The organism is Sphingomonas sp. PvP055, from assembly GCF_040546365.1.
Lineage (GTDB): Bacteria > Pseudomonadota > Alphaproteobacteria > Sphingomonadales > Sphingomonadaceae > Sphingomonas > Sphingomonas echinoides_A.
On sequence record NZ_JBEPNS010000001.1, the window covers coordinates 3,376,519 to 3,395,912 of the forward strand.

Below are 19,394 nucleotides of genomic sequence, written 5' to 3' on the forward strand. Positions count from 1 at the left end.
CTAACGCCCTGAGCGGGGAACGCAACGGGGTGCGATGAACGGCGCTGTCACGCCTGGCTCGGTCATAACCGTGCAGGCGCCTTTTTCGGGCGTGCAAGATGGAGTTCACGGTTGACGAAGTCGATCCGGACTTGTCCGAACAACTGCAATGCATCCATCCCGAGAAGCAAGGCGGGCCGGTCCGCCAAGCCAAGCCGCGTGAACGGGGCGGCGTCCGAAAAGGCGATCGGCAGGTTCGCCAATTCGATCTCGCCGATCTTTACCCCCGTCACGATGCTGTATTGCGCCTGCAGCGTGGCTCCGGTCACGCTAAGCAGACTTACCGAGGTCATCGGACCGCTGCTCTTGGCGACGAGCCGCTGGAGCGCGATATTCCCCATGCTGACGACCGCCCCTGTATCGATCACCACGCGGATTCTCTGTCCACCATAGCGTGCATCAGTGACGACGAGCTGACCGAACAGGTTCTTGGCGCGAATGACAATGTCGTCGCGACCAAAACGCTCGAGCCGGGTTCGGCGCGTTGCCGGGGTTACGGTCATTACGTTGCGCGCGAAATCGATCTGAATCGATTTCCCTTGCAACGTATCAATACCGACGAGTCCGGACGCCCCCAGATGGCGTTCGAACAACACCGGCGCCTCGATGCGGGATCCCGTAAGATGCGCTCCCACCTTGGGCGATCCCACGACGATCATCGGGACCAATACAGTCCCAACGGGAACCGTTCCCGCCATCGCGGTTACGCGAACCCGTGGCCCCGGCGACAGCTGCAATCGCGTCGCCAGTTCCTGCGACAGCACGGTCCGCTCCGACCCGGTGTCGACGATGAACGGAAACGGGCCGTCGTCGCCGATCTCGACCGGCACCGTCATGCGCGTCTGGTCGATCCCGAAACCAAGCTCTTCCGCCAACGCGTGCTGCTCCGTTGGCTGGTCTTCGGTCTGGGGTTGTACCGGTGTTTTCGGTTGGGTGGTTTCCTGCGGCAGGGGCTGCACTACGGTCTGGATGGAGCCGAGCAAGGCGACCACCGGAGCGGCAAGAAGCAACGCCAGAAACATTCCTGCAAGCTACGCTCGTTCCGCCTTCTGAACAAGCAACGTCAGTCGACCCGCATGGCTTCCGCCACGAGCACTTCGGCTTCCTCCAACAAGGCATCGTCAGACATTCCCTGCGCGACTTTCTCCCGCCCGATCAGCGTCAGCACCGGGACCGCTAGCGGTGAAATGCGCGGCAGATCGACGTGCAGCATCGTATCCGCCGCACGGTCGAGCAGATTGGCGAGCCGCCCGACATCAGTCATGCGAGCACGCGCATCCGCCCATGCCGCTTGCAGCAGGATATGCGCCGGCTCGTACTTTCGCAGCACGTCGTAGATCAGGTCGGTGGAGAATGTAACTTGCCGGCCGGTCTTGCGTTTCCCCGGGATTTGGCGCTCGACCAGCCCGCCAATCACCGCGACTTCACGGAACGCACGTTTGAGCAGCGCGGATTGCTGCACCCAGTCGACGAACTCGTCCTCCAGAATATCGGGCGAGAACAGCGCGCGCGGATCAGGAATGGGGTCGAGTCCGAAACAGGCGAGCGCATAGTCGTTGGAAACGAAGCCGATCGGCCGCAGCCCCTGCGTTTCCATGCGCCGCGTGACCAGCATGCCGAGCGACTGGTGTGCGTTCCACCCCTCGAAACTGTAGGCGACCATGTAGTGGCGCCCCTCGCGCGGGAACGTCTCGACCAGCAACTGGCCCGGGCTTGGCAGGATCGAACGGGCCTGCTGCACCTCCAGCCATTCGCGTACGTCATCAGGAAAGCGCGCCCATTCGGACGGGTCGGCGAGGAACCCGCGCACCCGATCCGCCAGGTTGGTCGACAGCGGCATTCGCGACCCGCCGTAGCTCGGAATCCGCGCAGGCCGGGCGGTGGCGCGGACGACCAGATCCTCGGTATCGATCCGTTCGACTTCCAGGCTCATCCCAGCGAAGAAAAAGGTGTCGCCGGGACTCATCGTCGCGGCGAACGCCTCTTCGACTCGCCCGAGCGTACGCCCGTTCTTGAAGCGAACGCTGAGCATCGTCGCCTCGACGATGATCCCGGCGTTGAGCCGATGTTGCGCGATGAATTTGGGATGCGTGATTCTCCACATCCCGTCCGTGTCCTGGGTCAGCCGCTTGAACTTGTCGTAGGCCTGAAGCGCATATCCCCCGTCGCGAACGAAGTGCAGCACTTGGTCGAACGTCTCCGCGGTCAGCGCGGAATAGGGCAGCGCGGACCGGATCTCGTCGAGCAGCACCGCCTGATCAAACGGTGCGGCGCAGGCACACGCCATCACATGCTGCGCGAGGACGTCGAGCGCACCCATGCGAAAGACGTCAGCGTCAAGCTCACCAGCTTCCACCGCATCCAGTGCGGCGCGCGCCTCCAGATATTCGAAGCGATTGCCAGGGACGACGATTGCCTCCGAAGATTCGTCCAGCCTGTGGTTGGAACGGCCAATCCGTTGCAACAACCGCGACGATCCCTTGGGCGCCCCCATCTGGATCACACAATCGACATCGCCCCAATCTACGCCAAGATCCAGGCTCGCGGTCGCGACCAATCCGCGGAGCTTTCCGTCCGCCATCGCGCCTTCGACTTTGCGGCGTGCCTCCAAACTGAGCGAACCGTGATGGACACCAAGCGGCAGGTTCATCGCATTGGCCTTCCACAAATCCTGGAAAATCAATTCGGCAAGGGCGCGGGTATTGCAGAAGACAATCGTGGTCTTGTGCGTCTCGATTTCAGCGATCACCTGTTCGGCGGCGTAACGCCCCGAATGGCCCGACCAGGGAATGCGGCCCTCGGGCAGCAGGATTGCGATGTTCGGCGGCGCACCGGGATCGCCCTGCACCAGCGTCACCGTATCGATGTCGCCATCGGGGGCGAGCCACGCGCGGTAGCCGTCAGGGTCTGCAACCGTCGCGGACAGCGCGACACGACGCAAACCGGGGGCGATCGCCTGCAGCCGTGCCATTCCCAGAGAGAGCAGGTCGCCGCGCTTTCCGGTTGCAAAAGCATGGACCTCGTCGACGACAATCGTCTTCAACCCGGCAAACATAGTCGCTGCATCGGGGTAGCTAAGCAACAGGCTGAGCGATTCAGGCGTGGTCAGCAGGATTTGCGGAGGGCGAATGCGCTGCCGCGCCTTGCGGTCGCTGGGGGTATCGCCCGTACGCGTCTCTATCCGGATATCCAGCCCCATTTCCTCAACCGGCGCGAGCAGGTTACGCTGGATATCAACCGCGAGGGCCTTGAGCGGGGAAACGTAGAGCGTGTGAAGCCCTTCGATTGGGCTCTCGATCAGCTCGGCGAGCGTCGGCAGGAAACCGGCGAGCGTTTTACCCGCGCCCGTCGTAGCGACGAGCAACCCATGTTCGCCGTTCCGCGCCACTGCAAGCATATCGAGTTGATGCCGACGCGGCGCCCAGCCTTTGGCCGAGAACCAGTTGGTCAGGTCAGATGGAAGAGACGACGCTGGTGGTGGCACTTGCGTCATATGGGGCGTCGACCGGAACGGTACCAGCCGTCCTGTGCCTCAGAGGTACGCAACCTTTGTGGCACTCGCCCCGAGGTAATCGGCGCGCGACGAAAATGCGTCGCGCGCCGGATAATCAACGGACCGCCGCGGCCTCGTTTGCGATGACTTCGCCACGTTGTTCGGGGGTCATTGCCTGGGCATTCACGTCGGCGGCGCGGATTGCGTCTGCGCGCTCATCGGCAGTCTCTCGCTCGGCCTTGGCGGCTTGCTCCAGGTTTTCGGCCTGTGCTTCCATCGCATCGGCGCGGTTGTCCGCTGCCTTTTCGACCTGCTTGGCGAGCTTTCCATCGCCATTTCCGCCACACGCGGCCAGCGGGAGTGAGAGCGCTGCAAGCGCGACGAACATCGTATTCTTCATTGGCTAGTCCCCGTTACACATGCCTTAACTCGGCACGCACGGGAGAACCGGCAACGCGAAAGATCGTTCCGCTTCCGCATCGGCGCAGACCGCGCGACGCGATCTGCCCCGACGTGCGGCTGCTTCAGACGTGGATCGCCTTGCCGCGTACGGCCATCGCAGCCTCCTTCATAGCCTCGGCGTGCGTCGGATGGGCATGACACGTATATGCGATGTCTTCGCTGGTCGCGCCGAACTCCATTGCCGTGCAGGCCTCGGCAATCATCGTCCCCGCCACACTCGCGATCGCCCACACGCCGAGGACGCGATCTGTTTTGGCATCTGCAATCACCTTCACGAAGCCATCCGGCTCGTGGTTGGTCTTGGCGCGGCTGTTGGCAGCCATCGGGAACTTCCCGACTTTGATCTCAGCGACCTTCTCGCGCGCGGCTTCTTCGGTCAGGCCGACGCCTGCGATCTCGGGCCAAGTGTAGACGACCGACGGGATGACATCGTGATTGACGATGCCTGTGAGCCCCCCGATGTTCTCGGCGACCGCAATGCCCTCATCCTCGGCCTTGTGCGCGAGCATCGGGCCGGGGACGACATCGCCGATCGCCCAGATGCCGGGGACCGACGTCTGGAAGCGGTGGTCGGTCTCGACCTGCCCACGCGCGTTGGTCGAGAGACCCGCGGCTTCGAGGTTGAGGCCATCGGTGTTGGGACGCCGCCCGATCGACACGAGCACGGTATCCGCCTCGATCGTCTCGGGTGCGCCGCCCGCAGCGGGCTCGACGGTGATCGTCGCCTTCTCGCCCTCGACCGTCACGCCGGTGACCTTGGTCGACAGCTTGAACTCGATCCCCTGCTTCTTGAAGATCTTGTTCGATTCCTTGCGAATCTCGCCATCGAAGCCGGGGAGGATCTGATCGAGATATTCGACGCAAGTGACGCGCGCGCCAAGCCGCTTCCATACCGAACCGAGCTCGAGCCCGATCACACCGCCACCGATGACGACCATATGCTCGGGCACCTTCGCCAGTTCGAGCGCGCCGGTCGAATCGACGACGACCTTCTGGTCGACCGTCACGCCCGGCAACGGGGTGACCGACGATCCGGTCGCGATCACGATGTTCTTGGCACGGTAGGTCTTGCCCGCGACTTCGACGCTGTCCTTGCCGGTGAAGCTCGCCTGGCCCTTGAGCCATTCGACCTTGTTCTTCTTGAACAGGAAGGCGACGCCCGCGGTCAGCTGCTTGACCGCGTCGCGGCGCTGCTCGTGCATCGTGTCGAGGTCGAGCGAGACGTTGTCCATCTTGACGCCGAGCTTGGCCATCATGCCGTTCTTCGCGTCGTTGTAGAATTCGGACGCGTGGAGCATCGCCTTGGACGGGATGCAGCCGACGTTGAGGCAGGTGCCGCCAAGCGTCTCGCGGCTCTCGACGCACGCCGTGCGCAGCCCGAGCTGTGCCGCACGGATCGCCGCGACGTAGCCGCCGGGTCCGGCACCGATGATCAGAACGTCGAAATCATAGTCAGCCATTTTATGCTCCACTTGTGTTCCTGCGTAGGCAGGAACCCAGAGTTACGCGGGGCACCGTTTGAAACCTTGGACTCCTGCTTTCGCAGGAGAACGGATTTTCAGAACAGCGTCTCGTACAAATCCTTCCACTGCGGATTGTCCTGTTCGATCAACGCGATCTTCCAGGCCCGCTGCCACTTCTTCATCTGAAGCCCGCGATACCGCGCTGCCTCAAGATCGTCACACGCGTCGTACCAGACAAGATGCGTGCAATTGTATTGTTTGGTGAAGCCGTCGATCAACCGGTTGCGATGCTGGTAGGCTCTGGCCAGCAAGTTGCTGGTGACGCGCAGTTAGAGCGTCCCATTGCGCTGGCTTGCCATCAAATAGACGCAGCCCGGTTTCGTATGACCTCTCCTGTCCTTCGTCGTGTTCCTGCAAGGGCAGGAACCCAGAGTTACGCAGTACAGCGTTCGAAACCCTGGGCTCCTGCCTGCGCGGGAGCACAACGGTCAGATCACAAGTCGATCAAGATCCGCGTCGGATCCTCGATAGCATTCTTGAGCGCGACGAGGAACGTCACAGCCTCGCGACCATCGATCAACCGGTGATCGTAGCTGAGCGCGAGGTACATCATCGGACGGATCACGATCTGTCCGTCGACCACCACCGGCCGCTCGTCGATACGGTGAAGGCCGAGCACTGCCGACTGCGGCGGATTGATGATCGGGGTCGACATCAGCGAGCCGAACACGCCGCCGTTCGAGATGGTGAACGTGCCGCCCTTCATCTCGTCCATCTTGAGCGCGCCGTCTTTAGCGCGCTTGCCGAAGTCGCCGATCGTCTTCTCGATCTGCGCGACCGACATCTGGTCCGCATCGCGGATCACCGGAACGACGAGGCCACCCGGCGACGACACCGCCACCGAGATGTCGGCGTAATCGTGATAGACGATGTCGTCGCCGTCGATCGACGCGTTGACGCTGGGAATGTCGCGCAGCGCCATGGTGGCGGCCTTCACGAAGAAGCCCATGAAGCCAAGCCGGACGCCATGCTTCTTCTCGAACAGGTCCTTGTACTTCGCGCGCGCCGCGATCACCGCGGTCATGTCGACGTCGTTGAACGTCGTGAGCATCGCGGCGGTGTTCTGCGCTTCCTTGAGGCGCTTGGCGATCGTCTGACGCAGGCGCGTCATGCGCACGCGCTCTTCCTTGCGGCCGCCCGTTGCAGCGGGTGCGGGAGCCGCGGCAGGCGCTGGCGCGGCGGCAGGGGCCGGGGTCGAGGCGGCGGCGGCGGCGACGTCGTCCTTTGTCAGGCGGCCGTCCTTGCCGGTGCCCTTGACCGTCGACGGGTCGACGCCATGCTCGAGCACCGCGCGGCGTACCGACGGGCTGAGCGCAGCGGGGCCATCGCTCGACGACGACGGAGCCTGCTGGCCCGCGGCTGCGGCAGGAGAGTCAGAGGCGGGAGCGGGAGCGGCGTCTGACGTTGCAGTGACCGCCGGCTGGGCGGCAGGCATCGATGCAGCCGCACCGTCGCCTGCGTCGATCGTCGCGAGCATCGCGCCAACCAGGACGGTGTCACCAACCTTGACCGCATGTTCGCCCATGATCCCGGCGACCGGCGACGGTACCTCGACCGAGACCTTGTCCGTCTCGAGGCTGGCGATCGGCTCGTCCGCTGCGACCTTGTCGCCAGGCTGCTTGAGCCATTCGCCGAGCGTCGCCTCGGTGATCGATTCGCCGAGTACCGGTACTGTGACTTCGGTTGCCATATGCGCCTCTTTTATCTTCCCCGGCGAAGGCCGGGGCCCAGGTGCGCAACGCTCGCTGATCAAGCGCCGCGCGAAATTACCTTATGCCTCACTACTGGGCCCCGGCCTGCGCCGGGGAAGCAGTGAGGGTGAATCAAACTTTCCGCGTGCGGCGGATTTCCTCGCGGACGCTGTGTCCGAGCGCATCGGCGACGAGTGCCGCCTGCTCGGTCTGGTGCCGCTTCATCAATCCGGTTGCGGGCGAAGCCGAAGCCGCACGGCCCGCATAGCGCGCCCGCGTCACCGAACCGCCGACTTCCGTCAGAACCTCTTCGATGAACGGCTCAACGAAGCTCCACGCGCCGTTGTTCTTCGGCTCTTCCTGTGCCCACACCACCGTCTCGAGGTTGGGCATCCGCTTCATCCGCTCGACCAGCGGCTCGCCCGGGAAGGGATAGAGCTGCTCGACCCGTACGATCGCGGTGTTGGTATCGCCCGCTGCGTCTCGCGCTTCGATCAGGTCGTAGGCGACCTTACCGGAACACAGGACGAGCCGCTTGACCTCGACGTCCGCCGGCGCGGAGGGATCGCTCAGCAACCGCTTGAAGTGGCTGTCACCGAGGAACTCGTCGACCTGCGACACCGCCATCTTGTGCCGCAACAGCGACTTGGGGGTGAAGACGATCAGCGGCTTGCGGAACGACCGATGCATTTGCCGGCGCAGCAGGTGGAAATAGTTGGCCGGGGTCGTGCAGTTGGCGACCTGCATGTTGTCCTGCGCGCACAACTGCAGGAAGCGCTCGATCCGCGCTGAACTATGCTCTGGCCCCTGCCCTTCGTAGCCGTGCGGCAGTAGCATGACGAGACCGTTGGCGCGGAGCCACTTGGCTTCGCCCGACGCGATGAACTGATCGATCATGATCTGCGCACCGTTCATGAAGTCGCCGAACTGCGCTTCCCACATGACCAGCGTCTTGGGGTCCGCCAGCGCGTAGCCATATTCGAAGCCGAGCACGCCATATTCGCTCAGGGGGCTGTCGAGCACCTCGAAGCGACCGTGCGGGATCGTCTCGAGCGGGCGGTATTTGTGCTCGTCGGTCTGGTCGACCCAGACGGCATGGCGCTGCGAGAACGTCCCACGACCCGAATCCTGTCCGGACAGACGAACGCCATAACCTTCCGACAGCAGCGACCCGAACGCCAGCGCCTCGCCGGTCGCCCAGTCGAAGTTCTTACCCGACTTGAACATCTCTCGCTTGGCATCGAGCACGCGGTTGAGCGTCTTGTGGACGGTCAGTCCCTCGGGGATCGTCGTCAGCGTACGACCAAGCGAGTCGAACAGCTTCTGCTCCATGCCCGTATTGACGTTGCGACGCGCGGTCTCCGCATCGGCCGGCGCATGGAGTCCCGACCAGCGCCCGGCGAACCAGTCCGCCTTGTTGGGCTTGTAGCTCGCGCCCGCCTCGAACTCGCCTTCGAGCAGCGTGGTGTACTGCTTGATGTTCTCGTCAATCCACGCGGAATCGATGACCTTCTGCTCGATCAGCTTCTTGCCGTAGATCTCGCTGACTGGCGGATGGTCCTTGATCGCCTTGTACATGAGCGGCTGCGTGAAGCCCGGCTCATCGCCTTCGTTATGACCGAAGCGGCGGTAGCACCACATGTCGATCACGATGTCGCGATGGAATTTTTGACGGAACTCCATCGCCATTTTGGTAGCGAAGGTGACGGCTTCTGGGTCGTCGCCGTTGACGTGGAAGATCGGCGCCTGGACGCCCTTGGCGACATCCGACGGATAGGGCGACGAGCGCGCGAATTGCGGACTGGTGGTGAAGCCGACCTGGTTGTTGATGATGAAGTGGACGCAGCCTCCGGTGTTATACCCGCGGATACCGGAGAAGCCGAGCGTCTCCCATACGATCCCCTGCCCCGCGAACGCCGCGTCGCCGTGGATCAGCACCGGGAGCGATGCCTTATGCTCGGTCAGGTCGTTCGCGATCGTCTGGATCGCGCGGGTCTTGCCGAGCACGACCGGATCTTCCGCTTCCAGATGCGACGGATTGGCGACCAGCGACATGTGGACGCTGATCCCGTCGAACTCGCGGTCGGTCGAAGTGCCGAGGTGATATTTCACGTCGCCCGAACCCGCTACGTCATCGGGATTGTCCGAACCGCCGCCGAATTCGTGGAAGATGATGCGGAACGGCTTGGCCATCACGTTGGTAAGGACGTTCAGACGCCCGCGATGCGCCATGCCGAAGACCATCTCCTTTACGCCGAGCGAGCCACCGTATTTGATGACCGATTCGAGCGCGGGGATCATGCTCTCGCCACCGTCGAGGCCGAAGCGCTTGGTGCCGACATACTTCTTGCCGCAGAAGCGTTCCCACTGCTCGGCTTCGATCACCTTGTTGAGGATCGCCTTCTTGCCGAGGTCGGTGAACTCGATCGCCTTGTCCTTGCCTTCCATGCGGTCTTGCAGGAAACGGCGCTCCTCGACGTCGGCGATGTGCATGTATTCGAGGCCGACGTTGCCGCAATAATTGGCGCGCAGCGTGTCGATCAATTCGCGCACGGTCGCCCATTGCAGCCCCATCGTGCCGCCGAGGTAAACCGGACGATCGATGTCGCTATCAGAGAAGCCGTGATATTCGGTCTTGAGGTCGGCCGGCATCTCGCGCTGCGAAAGACCAAGCGGGTCGAGATTAGCGGCAAGATGGCCACGCACGCGGTACGTGCGGATCAGCAGCATCGCGCGGATCGAGTCGCCTGCCGCGCGGATGATGTCGTCCTGGCTGACCGCAGGGGCCGCGGCCGGAGCAGGCTTGGCGCCGCCCTTCATGGGCTTGGGCGCGGGCTCCATCTGGGTCGGGTCGAGCGCGGCGGTCAGATCGTCCGTGGTCGACAGCGGCCACTTGGCCGACTGCCAGCTCGGACCCGAAGACGAACCCTCGAGTCCTTCGAAAAAGCCACGCCAGGCCGGCTCAACGCTGTCCGGGGACGTGCGGAAACGCGCGTAGAGCGTCTCGATGAACGCGGGGCTGACGCCGCCTGCGATATCGCCGAAGTCCTGGTTCTCGTAGCCCATAGCGAGTCCTCGTCACCCCGGAACATTGGGGTCTTTAGTAGTGGGACACCGCCGCGCCCGACTGGACACGGCGGCCCCGGCATGACGCCGGGGCGACGTGCCTTTAACCCTTGAGCACTTCCAGCAAGGTCGTGCCCAGTTCGCTCGGCGATGCGGAGACACGAATGCCTGCGCGCTCCATCGCCGCAATCTTGTCTTCCGCGCCGCCCTGCCCGCCCGAGACGATTGCCCCGGCATGGCCCATGCGACGACCCGGAGGTGCCGTACGGCCCGCGATGAAGCCGGCCATCGGCTTCTTGCGGCCACGCTTGGCCTCGTCGATCAGGAACTGCGCTGCCTCTTCCTCGGCGGAACCGCCGATTTCGCCGATCATGATGATCGACTTGGTCGCGTCGTCCGCGAGGAACAGCTCGAGCACGTCGATGAAGTTCGTGCCGTTGACCGGATCGCCACCGATGCCGACCGCGGTCGTCTGACCGAGACCAGCGTTCGACGTCTGGAACACCGCCTCATAGGTGAGCGTGCCTGAACGGCTGACAACGCCGACCGAGCCCTGCTTGAAGATGCTGCCGGGCATGATGCCGATTTTGCACTCGCCGGGGGTCAGGACGCCGGGGCAGTTCGGGCCGATCAGGCGCGACTTGGACCCCGACAGCGCGCGCTTGACGCGAACCATGTCGAGCACCGGGATACCCTCGGTGATCGTGACGATTAGCGGAACCTGCGCGTCGATCGCCTCAAGGATCGAATCCGCCGCGAAGGGGGGCGGAACGTAGATCACGGACGCGGTCGCACCGGTCATCGCGACGGCTTCGGCCACGGTGTCATACACCGGCAGGTCGAGGTGAGTCGTGCCGCCCTTGCCCGGGGTAACGCCGCCGACCATCTTGGTGCCGTATTCCAGCGCCGCCTTGGTGTGGAAGCTGCCGGTTTCCCCGGTCATGCCCTGGGTGATAACCTTGGTGTTCTTGTCGACGAGGATGCTCATGCAGCACTCTTCCTAATTAAGAGAATGCGGGGATCGCGCTGTCGCGCGCCCCGCAGAGAATATCAGTTGAGCGACCCGTCGATCGCCTTGCACGCGACGAGGAGTTCCTTGACCGCATCGACCGACACGCTGAGGTTCTGCTTCGCTTCGTCGTCGAGCTTGATCTCAATGACTTCCTCGACGCCGCCCGCCCCGATCACGACCGGGACACCGACATAGAGATTTTCGATGCCGTACTGGCCGGTCAGGTGTGCCGCTGCCGGAAGGACGCGCTTCTGGTCGTACAGATAGGCTTCGGCCATCGCGATGCCGCTGGTGGCAGGCGCGTAATAAGCCGAGCCGGTCTTGAGCAGCGCAACGATCTCGCCGCCGCCGCCGCGGGTGCGCTTGATGATCGCGTCGATCTTTTCCTGGGTCGAACGGCCCATCGCGACGAGGTCGGGCACCGGGATGCCCGAGACGGTCGAATAGGAGATGACCGGGACCATCGTGTCGCCGTGCCCGCCAAGCACGAAGCTGGTGACGTCCTTGACCGAGACCTTGAACTCGTCGGCGAGGAAGTGGCTGAAGCGGGCCGAATCGAGCACGCCGGCCATGCCGACAACCTTGTTGTGCGGAAGCCCCGAGAATTCGCGCAGCGCCCACACCATCGCGTCGAGCGGGTTGGTGATGCAGATGACGAACGCGTCGGGTGCGTTGGCAGCGATGCCCTCGCCGACCGCCTTCATGACCTTCAGGTTGATGCCGAGCAAATCATCGCGGCTCATGCCGGGCTTGCGCGCGACGCCAGCGGTGACGATGATCACGTCCGCACCTGCGATGTCCTTGTAATCGTTGGTGCCGGTGATGGTCGCGTCGAAGCCTTCGACGGGGCTGCACTGGCTGAGGTCGAGCGCCTTGCCCTGGGGTACGCCTTCGACGACGTCGAACAACACGACATCTCCGAGGCCCTTGAGCGCTGCGAGATGGGCGAGCGTGCCGCCAATGTTGCCGGCGCCGATCAGCGCGATCTTCTTGCGAGCCATCCGGGATCCTTTTCGCTTAGGCCCGCCCAGGGCGTTAATAACTCAAGAGCGATCGGGCGAGCTCTGCCGGGCGTCGCCTTAGGCGGGTTTTCGCATTTGGGCAACCCGTGAGACAAAGGATTTGCCACAGTATTGCAATTCATTCGCAAGTGCAATTAGCCTTTATCGGGATCCTCCGCAGGCGCGAGCCCAGCGTTACGGAGATGCGACGCGTATGGCTCTGGATCCCCGCCTTCGCTGGGAAACAGTTTCTTACGACGCGTCGGATTCAATCCCCGCCATGCCCCGCAGCAAGATACTCTTCCGACCGCATCTCTTCCAGCCGGCTGATCGTCCGATCGAACTCGAACCGCCCATCCCCGCTTTCGTACAAGTCCTGCGGCTCGGCATCCGCGGCGGCGAGCAGCTTGACCTTCTGTTCGTACAGCGCGTCGATCAGCGCCACGAACCGCGCCGCCTCGTTGCGATTGTCCGGCCCCAACTTTGGAATGCCGACCAGGATAACGGTATGATAGCGCCGCGCGATCGCGATATAGTCCGCGCTCCCGCGTGCCTCCTCGCACAACCGCTTGAAGCTGAACACGGCGACGCCCTTGAGCGCCTTCGGAACATGGACGCTGCGCCCCTGCACCACCAGATCCTCGGACGGGACATGCGCGCGGTCCTCGACCGGGAAGTCGGTCAGGCGGAAGAAATCGCCCGAGAGCAGTCGGGTCGCTTCGGGGCCGTTCGGGACGAGCCAAGTGTCGACCGATCCCAGCCGATCACGGCGGTAGTCGGTCGGTCCATTCAGCGTAATCACATCCATCCGCGCTTCAATCAGCGCAATGAAGGGCAGGAAATGCTCCCTGTTGAGCCCGTTCTTGTACAGGTCGGCGGGTGGGCGGTTGGAAGTCGTGACGACCGTCACGCCCTCCTCCAGCAACAGCGTGAACAACCGCGACAGAATCATCGCGTCGGGGCTGTTGGTCACCATCATTTCGTCGAACGCGAGCAGCCGCGCCTCCTCGGCGATCGCTTTCGCCAGCGGTGGGATCGGGTCCCCCAGCTCCTTGGCGCGCTCGACCGCGAGGCGTTGGTGCACTTCGAGCATGAATTCGGCGAAATGGACGCGCCGTTTGCGGCGGATGTCGAGCGCGTCGAAGAACAGGTCCATCAGCATCGACTTGCCGCGACCAACCCCCGCCCCACATGTACACGCCGCGCGGAGGCTCCGGCTTACGACCGAGCACGCGCCATAGCATCGAGCCGCGCTTGGGCGTTGCCTCCAGTGCGGTCGCCAATTCCGCCAGGCGCCGCGCCGCGGCTGCCTGCTCAGCGTCGGGACGGAGTTCGCCGGAGGCGATCAGCGCGTCATAGCGCGCGATAACATTGGTCATGCCGGGATCATTCTGGTTGGGGAAGCGTCGCAGCCGGGGACGCGGACTTGCGGAGCGTGCCCGAAAAGCTGGCGATCGTGGGAGTATGGTCCTGGACGATCAGGCCGCGTAGGAAGAGCAGGTTACGGGTTTCGCGCAGCAGTTCGATCCGCGCCTCGAGCGGGACGTCCAACGCGCCACCCCCGATGAACTGCGCCGACAGGTCGAGCGTGACCGCCCCGCCCGCAGACAAGACATCGAACCCGCGCGCCGCGGCGAACAGCGCGACATCCATGAATCCGAGCAGCGCACCGCCATGGACATGGCCCCGCATATTGGAATGTGCCTGCCGCGGCATCATTCGGACTCGTGCGATCTCGCCTTCGACCCGAACCTGAAGCGGTTCCAGGAAGGCATTGTAGCGGGTGGCGTCGTGAAACTGCCACCGCTTCCATCCGGCCAGATCCGGATCATCGTCGAACGTGAACGGAGCGGTCAAACGTCGTTTATCCTCGGGCGTGGCCCCGTCCTCACGGACGGGGCGGCGCTGCTCATACGACGCGTTCTGCTTCCATCTTCTTAATTTCGGCAATCGCCTTGGCGGGGTTGAGACCCTTGGGGCAGACGTTCGCGCAGTTCATGATCGTGTGGCAGCGATACAGGCGGAACGGATCCTCGAGTTCGTCGAGTCGCTCGCCGGTCATCTCGTCGCGGCTGTCGGCGAGCCAGCGATAGGCCTGCAACAGGATCGCCGGGCCGAGGAACTTGTCCGAATTCCACCAGTAGCTCGGGCATGCCGTCGAACAGCAGGCGCACAGAATGCATTCATACAGACCATCGAGCTGCTCGCGCTCGGCCGGCGACTGGAGTCGTTCCTTGCCGGCGGGCGGCGGCGTGACCGTTTGCAGCCACGGCTTGATCGACGAATATTGCGCGTAGAAATGCGTGAAGTCAGGAACGAGGTCCTTGATCACTTCCATATGCGGCAACGGCGTGATGCGGATGTCGCCCTTCACGTCTTCGATCGCGGTCGTGCACGCCAGGCCATTCTTGCCGTCGATGTTCATCGAGCAGGACCCGCAAATGCCTTCGCGGCACGAACGGCGGAAGGTGAGCGACGAATCCTGCTCGCCCTTCATCTTGATTAGTGCGTCGAGCACCATCGGGCCGCACGAGTCGAGATCGACCTCGAACGTGTCGTAATGCGGGTTCGCGTTCGCATCGGGATCGTACCGATAGATCTTGAACTTCTTGATACGTTTCGCTTCGGGCGCCGCTTTATGAACCTTGCCACCCGACTTGGGCTTGGAGTTGGCGGGGAGGAAGAATTCGGCCATCGCTTGCTCGCGTTTTCCATCCAGGAGGGCGGGTTACCGCCGGGTTGTGCGGGTAGCCGTACACAAGCAATGCCCGCCCCGCAAACCCTTGCGGCATCGAATTGCTGCAAGTGCGATTGCGGGGCGCGGCCTCATCCGATCAGATGACGTCGAGCACGAGCCCACGATCGCGCGCTTCCTCGGCTTCGATATACCAGTTGGACGGGGCCTTCTGGCGCAGTTCCTCGAACGAAACCTGGCTGTCGCGGACGATCGCCTGAAAGCCTTCTTCCTCAATCTCGATCGAATGCTCGACCTCGTGGAGCGCCGCTTTGATGGACGCGACGACCATCCGTAACGGCCCGTTGAGGTCGATCTGCTTGGTGATTTGCCGTTCGTGCAGCATCAGCCGGGTGTGGCGCGTCAAGAAGCGACGCGCGACCGGGAAAGCCGACATGAAGGTCGCACCCGCCGAATAGACCGCGACTTTGCCAAGAAACAGGATCTCGCGTCCGTCGTGATCCTCAAGCAGCCGGATATCGTCCGCCATCGTCCGCGCAACTTCGGGATCGCCGCCCAACGTTGTCAGCGCGATGACAAGCGTACCGTCCTTCGGGCAATTGCCGAGCTGTGCGCGAAAGTTCTCGTACATTAACTGGTCCACCGTGCCAGACAGACGAATGTGCGGGTTGGCGAGCAGCGGATAGCGCGTAGGATCTGAGGTCTGGGTCATGGCCGCCGAAACCCGCATACAAAGCCTGCGGTTCCTCCCGATCGTAATTAACCACGATCGATCGCAATCAGACCGGAGTCACGACCCGGCCACATCGCCTACGTCGGCGCGAACGCCGAGGCGTCCCGGAATTGCAGATGCGGCCAGCGCACCCATGCGCTTCCGGTTCGCCGCCCCCTCGCGGATCGCCTGCAACGTCATGACGTCAAGAATCGTCCACGCTTGCCGTGCCAGGCGATATCGGAAGAGCTTCCGGCGATAACGCCGCTCCGTCGGATTGAGCGCGACCGCCCGCGCCATCTGCACGACGGCTGCTGCGCGCTCACCCCGCCGCCACAGCATCGTCGCATACCAGTTCCGCAGGTGACCGACGTCAGGCTCGGCATCCACCACTTCCCCGGCAACCGCGATCGCCTCCTGTCCGTCCCCCGCACTGACCAGCGCATTGGCGAACGGGACGAGATACATCGGCAGACGCTTAACCTTGACCGCGATCTGACGATGGATCGCCAGTGCTTGGTCGTGATTGCCGGTCCGCGTCAGGGTTTTGGCGAGACTGAGCATGCCAAGCTCCGAATCGGGCTGTACCAGCCGCGCCTTGCCGGCAAGCGCGATCGCAGTACGTGGACGGACAGCCGGTTGCCGTTCCGCCAGCGCGCCCAGATAGACCGCGCTGTATGCGCGTCTCGCCCGGATCTCCATCGCCATGGCGCTCGCATCGAACCGGTCATACAGCAGGTCCTCGAGCAACCTACGCAGCAGACCGACTTCGCCTAGAAACGTGCTGGCAGGGTGCAGGCAATGCGCCACCGGCAACAGTCGCGATCCGGTATGCTCAGCGATCAGTTGGGCATGGCGGCGGTCCAGCGGCAGGTGTGGATCATAGACGAGCACGGTGGATGCAGGACAGCGCAGCGGCCCGGCCATCGTACTCAACCAGCGGATGCGATTCGCATCCTGCGACCAGCGATTGTCCCAGCTTACGATCGCGGGATCGACCGACCATTGCGGCGAGAGCGCCAAGACGGCCTCGGCCCCGATCGCATCGGCTAAGCGAACCGCAGCATATGCCCCCATGCTCGATCCATACGCGACCCGTCGCACCGCGCGGCTCGTCGCGGCACGAACGACCGCAGCCGCCGCGAAGATGTCGTCATATTGGTACCAATCATTACCGCGGCCGAGCATGTGAATCGCTGATATGCCGTTTGCCTTCAGGAAGCTTTCGCCAAAGCCTTCGCGATCAAAGCCATCCCCGATACTATGATGATCGAACGTGATGACCCATCGGTCACATTCCTCGATCGCCACCTGCCTGACCACAAGCGTATTGCTACGATATAGCTCGATCGGCACCCCTACCCCCCAACTTGTCTCAACCACCCCAGGCACTTCTATTCCATTTAAGAGACCGGTAGAAAACCTCTTTTGATAGTCCAACATCCGGAATGTGTTTGCCGGCAAGGTTATGCCTAGTTCGGCTCCGTGACGACGGGCCATGGGTCAGCCGCACACCGCAGCTTTCGCTCACCTCAATCTGCATCAACCATCTTTTACGGAACCTACCCGCCCCGCGTTCGTCGTCTGCCCGAACCCCCAAAAAGGCTCCCTACATGGCAGATTTCGACACGGTCACCGGCAACGGTGGCGAGACGCACCAGCAGGCGCAAGGCGATGCGCCGGTCCTGACGACCAACCACGGCGTCCCCATTTCCGACAACCAGAACAGCCTGAAGAGCGGTTCGCGCGGCCCGACGCTGCTCGAGGACTTCGTCCTGCGCGAGAAGATCTTCCACTTCGACCACGAGCGGATCCCTGAGCGGATCGTCCACGCACGCGGTTCGGGCGCACACGGTTATTTCGAAGCGACCGACGACATTTCGGACCTGTCGCGCGCAGCGGTGTTCAAGAAGGGCGAGAAGACCGAGGTCTTCGTCCGCTTCTCGACCGTCGCCGGCGGCGCAGGCTCGGTCGATACCCCGCGTGACGTGCGCGGCTTTGCGGTCAAGTTCTACACGACCGAAGGCAATTGGGATCTCGTCGGCAACAACATCCCGGTGTTCTTCATCCAGGACGCGATCAAGTTCCCCGACCTGATCCATTCGGTGAAGATGGAAGCCGACCGCGCCTATCCGCAGGCCGGCAGCGCGCACGACACCTTCTGGGACTGGGCATCGCTGATGCCCGAAGCGACTCACATGCTGATGTGGGCTATGTCGGATCGTACCCTCCCCCGCTCGCTGCGGATGATGGAAGGCTTCGGCGTCCACACCTTCCGCCTCGTCAACGCCGAGGGCAACAGCAGCTTCGTCAAGTTCCACTGGAAGCCCAAGCTCGGCCTCCAGTCGACGATCTGGGACGAGACGCTCAAGCTTCAGGCCGCCGACAACGACTATCACCGTCGCGACCTGTTCGAGGCGATCGACACCGGCGATTTCCCCGAGTGGGAGCTCGGCATCCAGGTGTTCGACCAGGCGTTTGCCGAAGCGCAGCCGTATGACGTGCTCGATTCGACCAAGCTGATCCCGGAAGAGGACGTCCCGGTCCGGATCATCGGGCGGATGGTGCTCGACCGTAACGTCGACAACTTCTTCGCCGAGACCGAGCAGGTCGCGTTCCTGCCGACCAACGTCGTGCCGGGGATCGATTTCTCGAACGATCCGCTGCTCCAGGGTCGCCTGTTCAGCTATCTCGACACGCAGAAGTCGCGTCTGGGGACGACCAACTTCCACCAGATCCCGATCAACAGCCCGCGCTCGCCGGCCGGCAACTTCCAGCGTGACGGGATGATGCAGACCAAGGTCCCCAAGGGCCGTGCGAATTACGAGCCCAACAGCCTTGCCGCGCACGGCGAGGATGGCGGCCCGCGCGAGAGCGCGACCAAGGGCTATGTGACGACCAATGCCGCGACCGGCGACAATGAGACGGGCGACAAGCTCCGTGTCCGTTCGGAACTGTTCGCGGATCACTACAGCCAGGCACGGTTGTTCTTCAATTCGGCGACCGAAAACGAGCAGGCGCATATCGCGTCGTCGTTCGTGTTCGAGCTATCGAAGGTCGGTCTGCTCGATCAGGTTCCGCCGCGGATGGTCGCCAATCTGCGCAACGTCGATGAGGGTCTCGCGCAGCGTGTCGCGGACGGCCTCAACATCGACCTGCCCGAGAAGGCGAAGGCCGCGCGCGAGCCGGTCGACATGAAGCCTTCGGACGCGCTGTCGATCCAGAAGAACATGAAGGAGACGCTGGAAGGCCGCGTCGTCGGCATTCTGATCGCGGACGGCACCGACGCCGCCGAACTCGACGCGCTGGTTGCGTCGATCAAGGACGCCAAGGGCAAGGCCGTGCTGGTCGCGCCCAAGGTCGGCGGCGCAACGCTGTCGGACGGCAGCAAGCGCAAGGCCGATGGCCAGCTCGCCGGCACGCCGTCGCAGATCTTCGACGCGGTCGCGATCGCGTTGTCGGCAGAGGGTTGCGCGATGCTGCTCAAGCAGGGCGCGGCGGTCCAGTTCGCGATGGACGCGTTCGGGCACCTCAAGGCGGTCGGTGCGAGCGCAGCGGCACAGCCGTTGCTCGACAAGGCCGGCGTAGAGAAGGACGAAGGCGTGACTGATCTGGGCGCGGACTTCGCCAAGGCAGCGGCGAAGCGCTTCTGGGCGCGTGAGCCGAACGTGCGCGATCTCGCCTGATTCGCAAAACGATA

14 protein-coding genes and 1 pseudogene are annotated in these 19,394 nt (G+C 63.4%); 1 reads left to right on the forward strand and 14 read right to left on the reverse strand.

Annotated features, from left to right (window positions below; all coding sequences use genetic code 11):
* Nucleotides 1-62 precede the first annotated feature (62 nt).
* The 14 genes and pseudogenes from ABIC16_RS15980 to ABIC16_RS16045 form a co-directional block, all read right to left on the reverse strand.
* On the reverse strand, nt 63-1,061 hold the full coding sequence (locus ABIC16_RS15980) for an aspartyl protease family protein (RefSeq protein WP_354291824.1): 999 nt from the start codon (nt 1,059-1,061) through the stop codon (nt 63-65).
* A 41-nt stretch (nt 1,062-1,102) separates the two neighbouring features.
* A complete protein-coding gene (locus ABIC16_RS15985) occupies nt 1,103-3,532 on the reverse strand; it encodes a ligase-associated DNA damage response DEXH box helicase (protein WP_354291825.1) in 2,430 nt (809 codons plus the stop codon).
* 115 nt (nt 3,533-3,647) lie between these two features.
* A complete protein-coding gene (locus tag ABIC16_RS15990) occupies nt 3,648-3,932 on the reverse strand; it encodes a hypothetical protein (RefSeq protein WP_277967671.1) in 285 nt (94 codons plus the stop codon).
* A gap of 124 nt (nt 3,933-4,056) precedes the next feature.
* Complete coding sequence (lpdA, locus tag ABIC16_RS15995; protein WP_354291826.1) at nt 4,057-5,454, reverse strand: dihydrolipoyl dehydrogenase; 1,398 nt, start codon at nt 5,452-5,454, stop codon at nt 4,057-4,059.
* 98 nt (nt 5,455-5,552) lie between these two features.
* Nucleotides 5,553-5,786 (reverse strand): GIY-YIG nuclease family protein, encoded by a 234-nt coding sequence (locus ABIC16_RS16000; RefSeq protein WP_354292354.1) that lies wholly within the window; start codon nt 5,784-5,786, stop codon nt 5,553-5,555.
* 164 nt (nt 5,787-5,950) lie between these two features.
* Nucleotides 5,951-7,207: a 2-oxoglutarate dehydrogenase complex dihydrolipoyllysine-residue succinyltransferase gene (gene odhB / locus ABIC16_RS16005; protein ID WP_354291827.1), complete on the reverse strand. Its 1,257-nt coding sequence runs from the start codon at nt 7,205-7,207 to the stop codon at nt 5,951-5,953.
* A 133-nt stretch (nt 7,208-7,340) separates the two neighbouring features.
* The gene (locus ABIC16_RS16010; protein WP_354291828.1) at nt 7,341-10,274 is read right to left on the reverse strand and encodes a 2-oxoglutarate dehydrogenase E1 component; all 2,934 of its coding nucleotides are present in this window, start codon (nt 10,272-10,274) and stop codon (nt 7,341-7,343) included.
* Nucleotides 10,275-10,377: 103 nt separating this feature from the next.
* Entirely contained in the window at nt 10,378-11,262 is an 885-nt protein-coding gene (gene sucD, locus ABIC16_RS16015) for a succinate--CoA ligase subunit alpha (protein ID WP_010218020.1), read from the reverse strand.
* Nucleotides 11,263-11,324: 62 nt separating this feature from the next.
* Nucleotides 11,325-12,287 carry a malate dehydrogenase gene (mdh, locus tag ABIC16_RS16020; RefSeq protein WP_354291829.1) on the reverse strand — a complete coding sequence of 321 codons (963 nt, stop codon included), beginning with the start codon at nt 12,285-12,287 and terminating at the stop codon, nt 11,325-11,327.
* A 268-nt stretch (nt 12,288-12,555) separates the two neighbouring features.
* Nucleotides 12,556-13,666: pseudogene (gene zapE, locus ABIC16_RS16025) on the reverse strand (cell division protein ZapE).
* 7 nt (nt 13,667-13,673) lie between these two features.
* Complete coding sequence (locus tag ABIC16_RS16030; RefSeq protein ID WP_277967676.1) at nt 13,674-14,144, reverse strand: PaaI family thioesterase; 471 nt, start codon at nt 14,142-14,144, stop codon at nt 13,674-13,676.
* A gap of 52 nt (nt 14,145-14,196) precedes the next feature.
* Nucleotides 14,197-14,982, reverse strand: a complete 786-nt coding sequence (locus ABIC16_RS16035; protein WP_277967677.1) for a succinate dehydrogenase iron-sulfur subunit — start codon at nt 14,980-14,982, stop codon at nt 14,197-14,199.
* Nucleotides 14,983-15,121: 139 nt separating this feature from the next.
* Entirely contained in the window at nt 15,122-15,694 is a 573-nt protein-coding gene (locus ABIC16_RS16040; RefSeq protein WP_354291830.1) for an ATP-dependent Clp protease proteolytic subunit, read from the reverse strand.
* 78 nt (nt 15,695-15,772) lie between these two features.
* Nucleotides 15,773-17,017 (reverse strand): tetratricopeptide repeat protein, encoded by a 1,245-nt coding sequence (locus tag ABIC16_RS16045; RefSeq protein ID WP_354291831.1) that lies wholly within the window; start codon nt 17,015-17,017, stop codon nt 15,773-15,775.
* 290 nt (nt 17,018-17,307) lie between these two features.
* On the opposite strand from ABIC16_RS16045, the gene ABIC16_RS16050 reads away from it, so the two are divergent.
* Nucleotides 17,308-19,380 carry a catalase gene (locus tag ABIC16_RS16050; protein ID WP_354291832.1) on the forward strand — a complete coding sequence of 691 codons (2,073 nt, stop codon included), beginning with the start codon at nt 17,308-17,310 and terminating at the stop codon, nt 19,378-19,380.
* Nucleotides 19,381-19,394: the final 14 nt, after the last annotated feature.

What these genes read in the sequence shown, in the direction of transcription:
- ABIC16_RS16010 (WP_354291828.1), bottom strand. Translation starts at nt 10,274, where the DNA reads ATGGGCTACGAGAACCAGGACTTCGGCGATATCGCAGGCGGCGTCAGC.
- lpdA (WP_354291826.1), bottom strand. Translation starts at nt 5,454, where the DNA reads ATGGCTGACTATGATTTCGACGTTCTGATCATCGGTGCCGGACCCGGC.
- ABIC16_RS16050 (WP_354291832.1), top strand. Translation starts at nt 17,308, where the DNA reads ATGGCAGATTTCGACACGGTCACCGGCAACGGTGGCGAGACGCACCAG.
- ABIC16_RS16035 (WP_277967677.1), bottom strand. Translation starts at nt 14,982, where the DNA reads ATGGCCGAATTCTTCCTCCCCGCCAACTCCAAGCCCAAGTCGGGTGGC.
- ABIC16_RS15980 (WP_354291824.1), bottom strand. Translation starts at nt 1,061, where the DNA reads ATGTTTCTGGCGTTGCTTCTTGCCGCTCCGGTGGTCGCCTTGCTCGGC.
- mdh (WP_354291829.1), bottom strand. Translation starts at nt 12,287, where the DNA reads ATGGCTCGCAAGAAGATCGCGCTGATCGGCGCCGGCAACATTGGCGGC.
- odhB (WP_354291827.1), bottom strand. Translation starts at nt 7,207, where the DNA reads ATGGCAACCGAAGTCACAGTACCGGTACTCGGCGAATCGATCACCGAG.
- sucD (WP_010218020.1), bottom strand. Translation starts at nt 11,262, where the DNA reads ATGAGCATCCTCGTCGACAAGAACACCAAGGTTATCACCCAGGGCATG.
- ABIC16_RS15990 (WP_277967671.1), bottom strand. Translation starts at nt 3,932, where the DNA reads ATGAAGAATACGATGTTCGTCGCGCTTGCAGCGCTCTCACTCCCGCTG.
- ABIC16_RS16040 (WP_354291830.1), bottom strand. Translation starts at nt 15,694, where the DNA reads ATGACCCAGACCTCAGATCCTACGCGCTATCCGCTGCTCGCCAACCCG.
- ABIC16_RS15985 (WP_354291825.1), bottom strand. Translation starts at nt 3,532, where the DNA reads ATGACGCAAGTGCCACCACCAGCGTCGTCTCTTCCATCTGACCTGACC.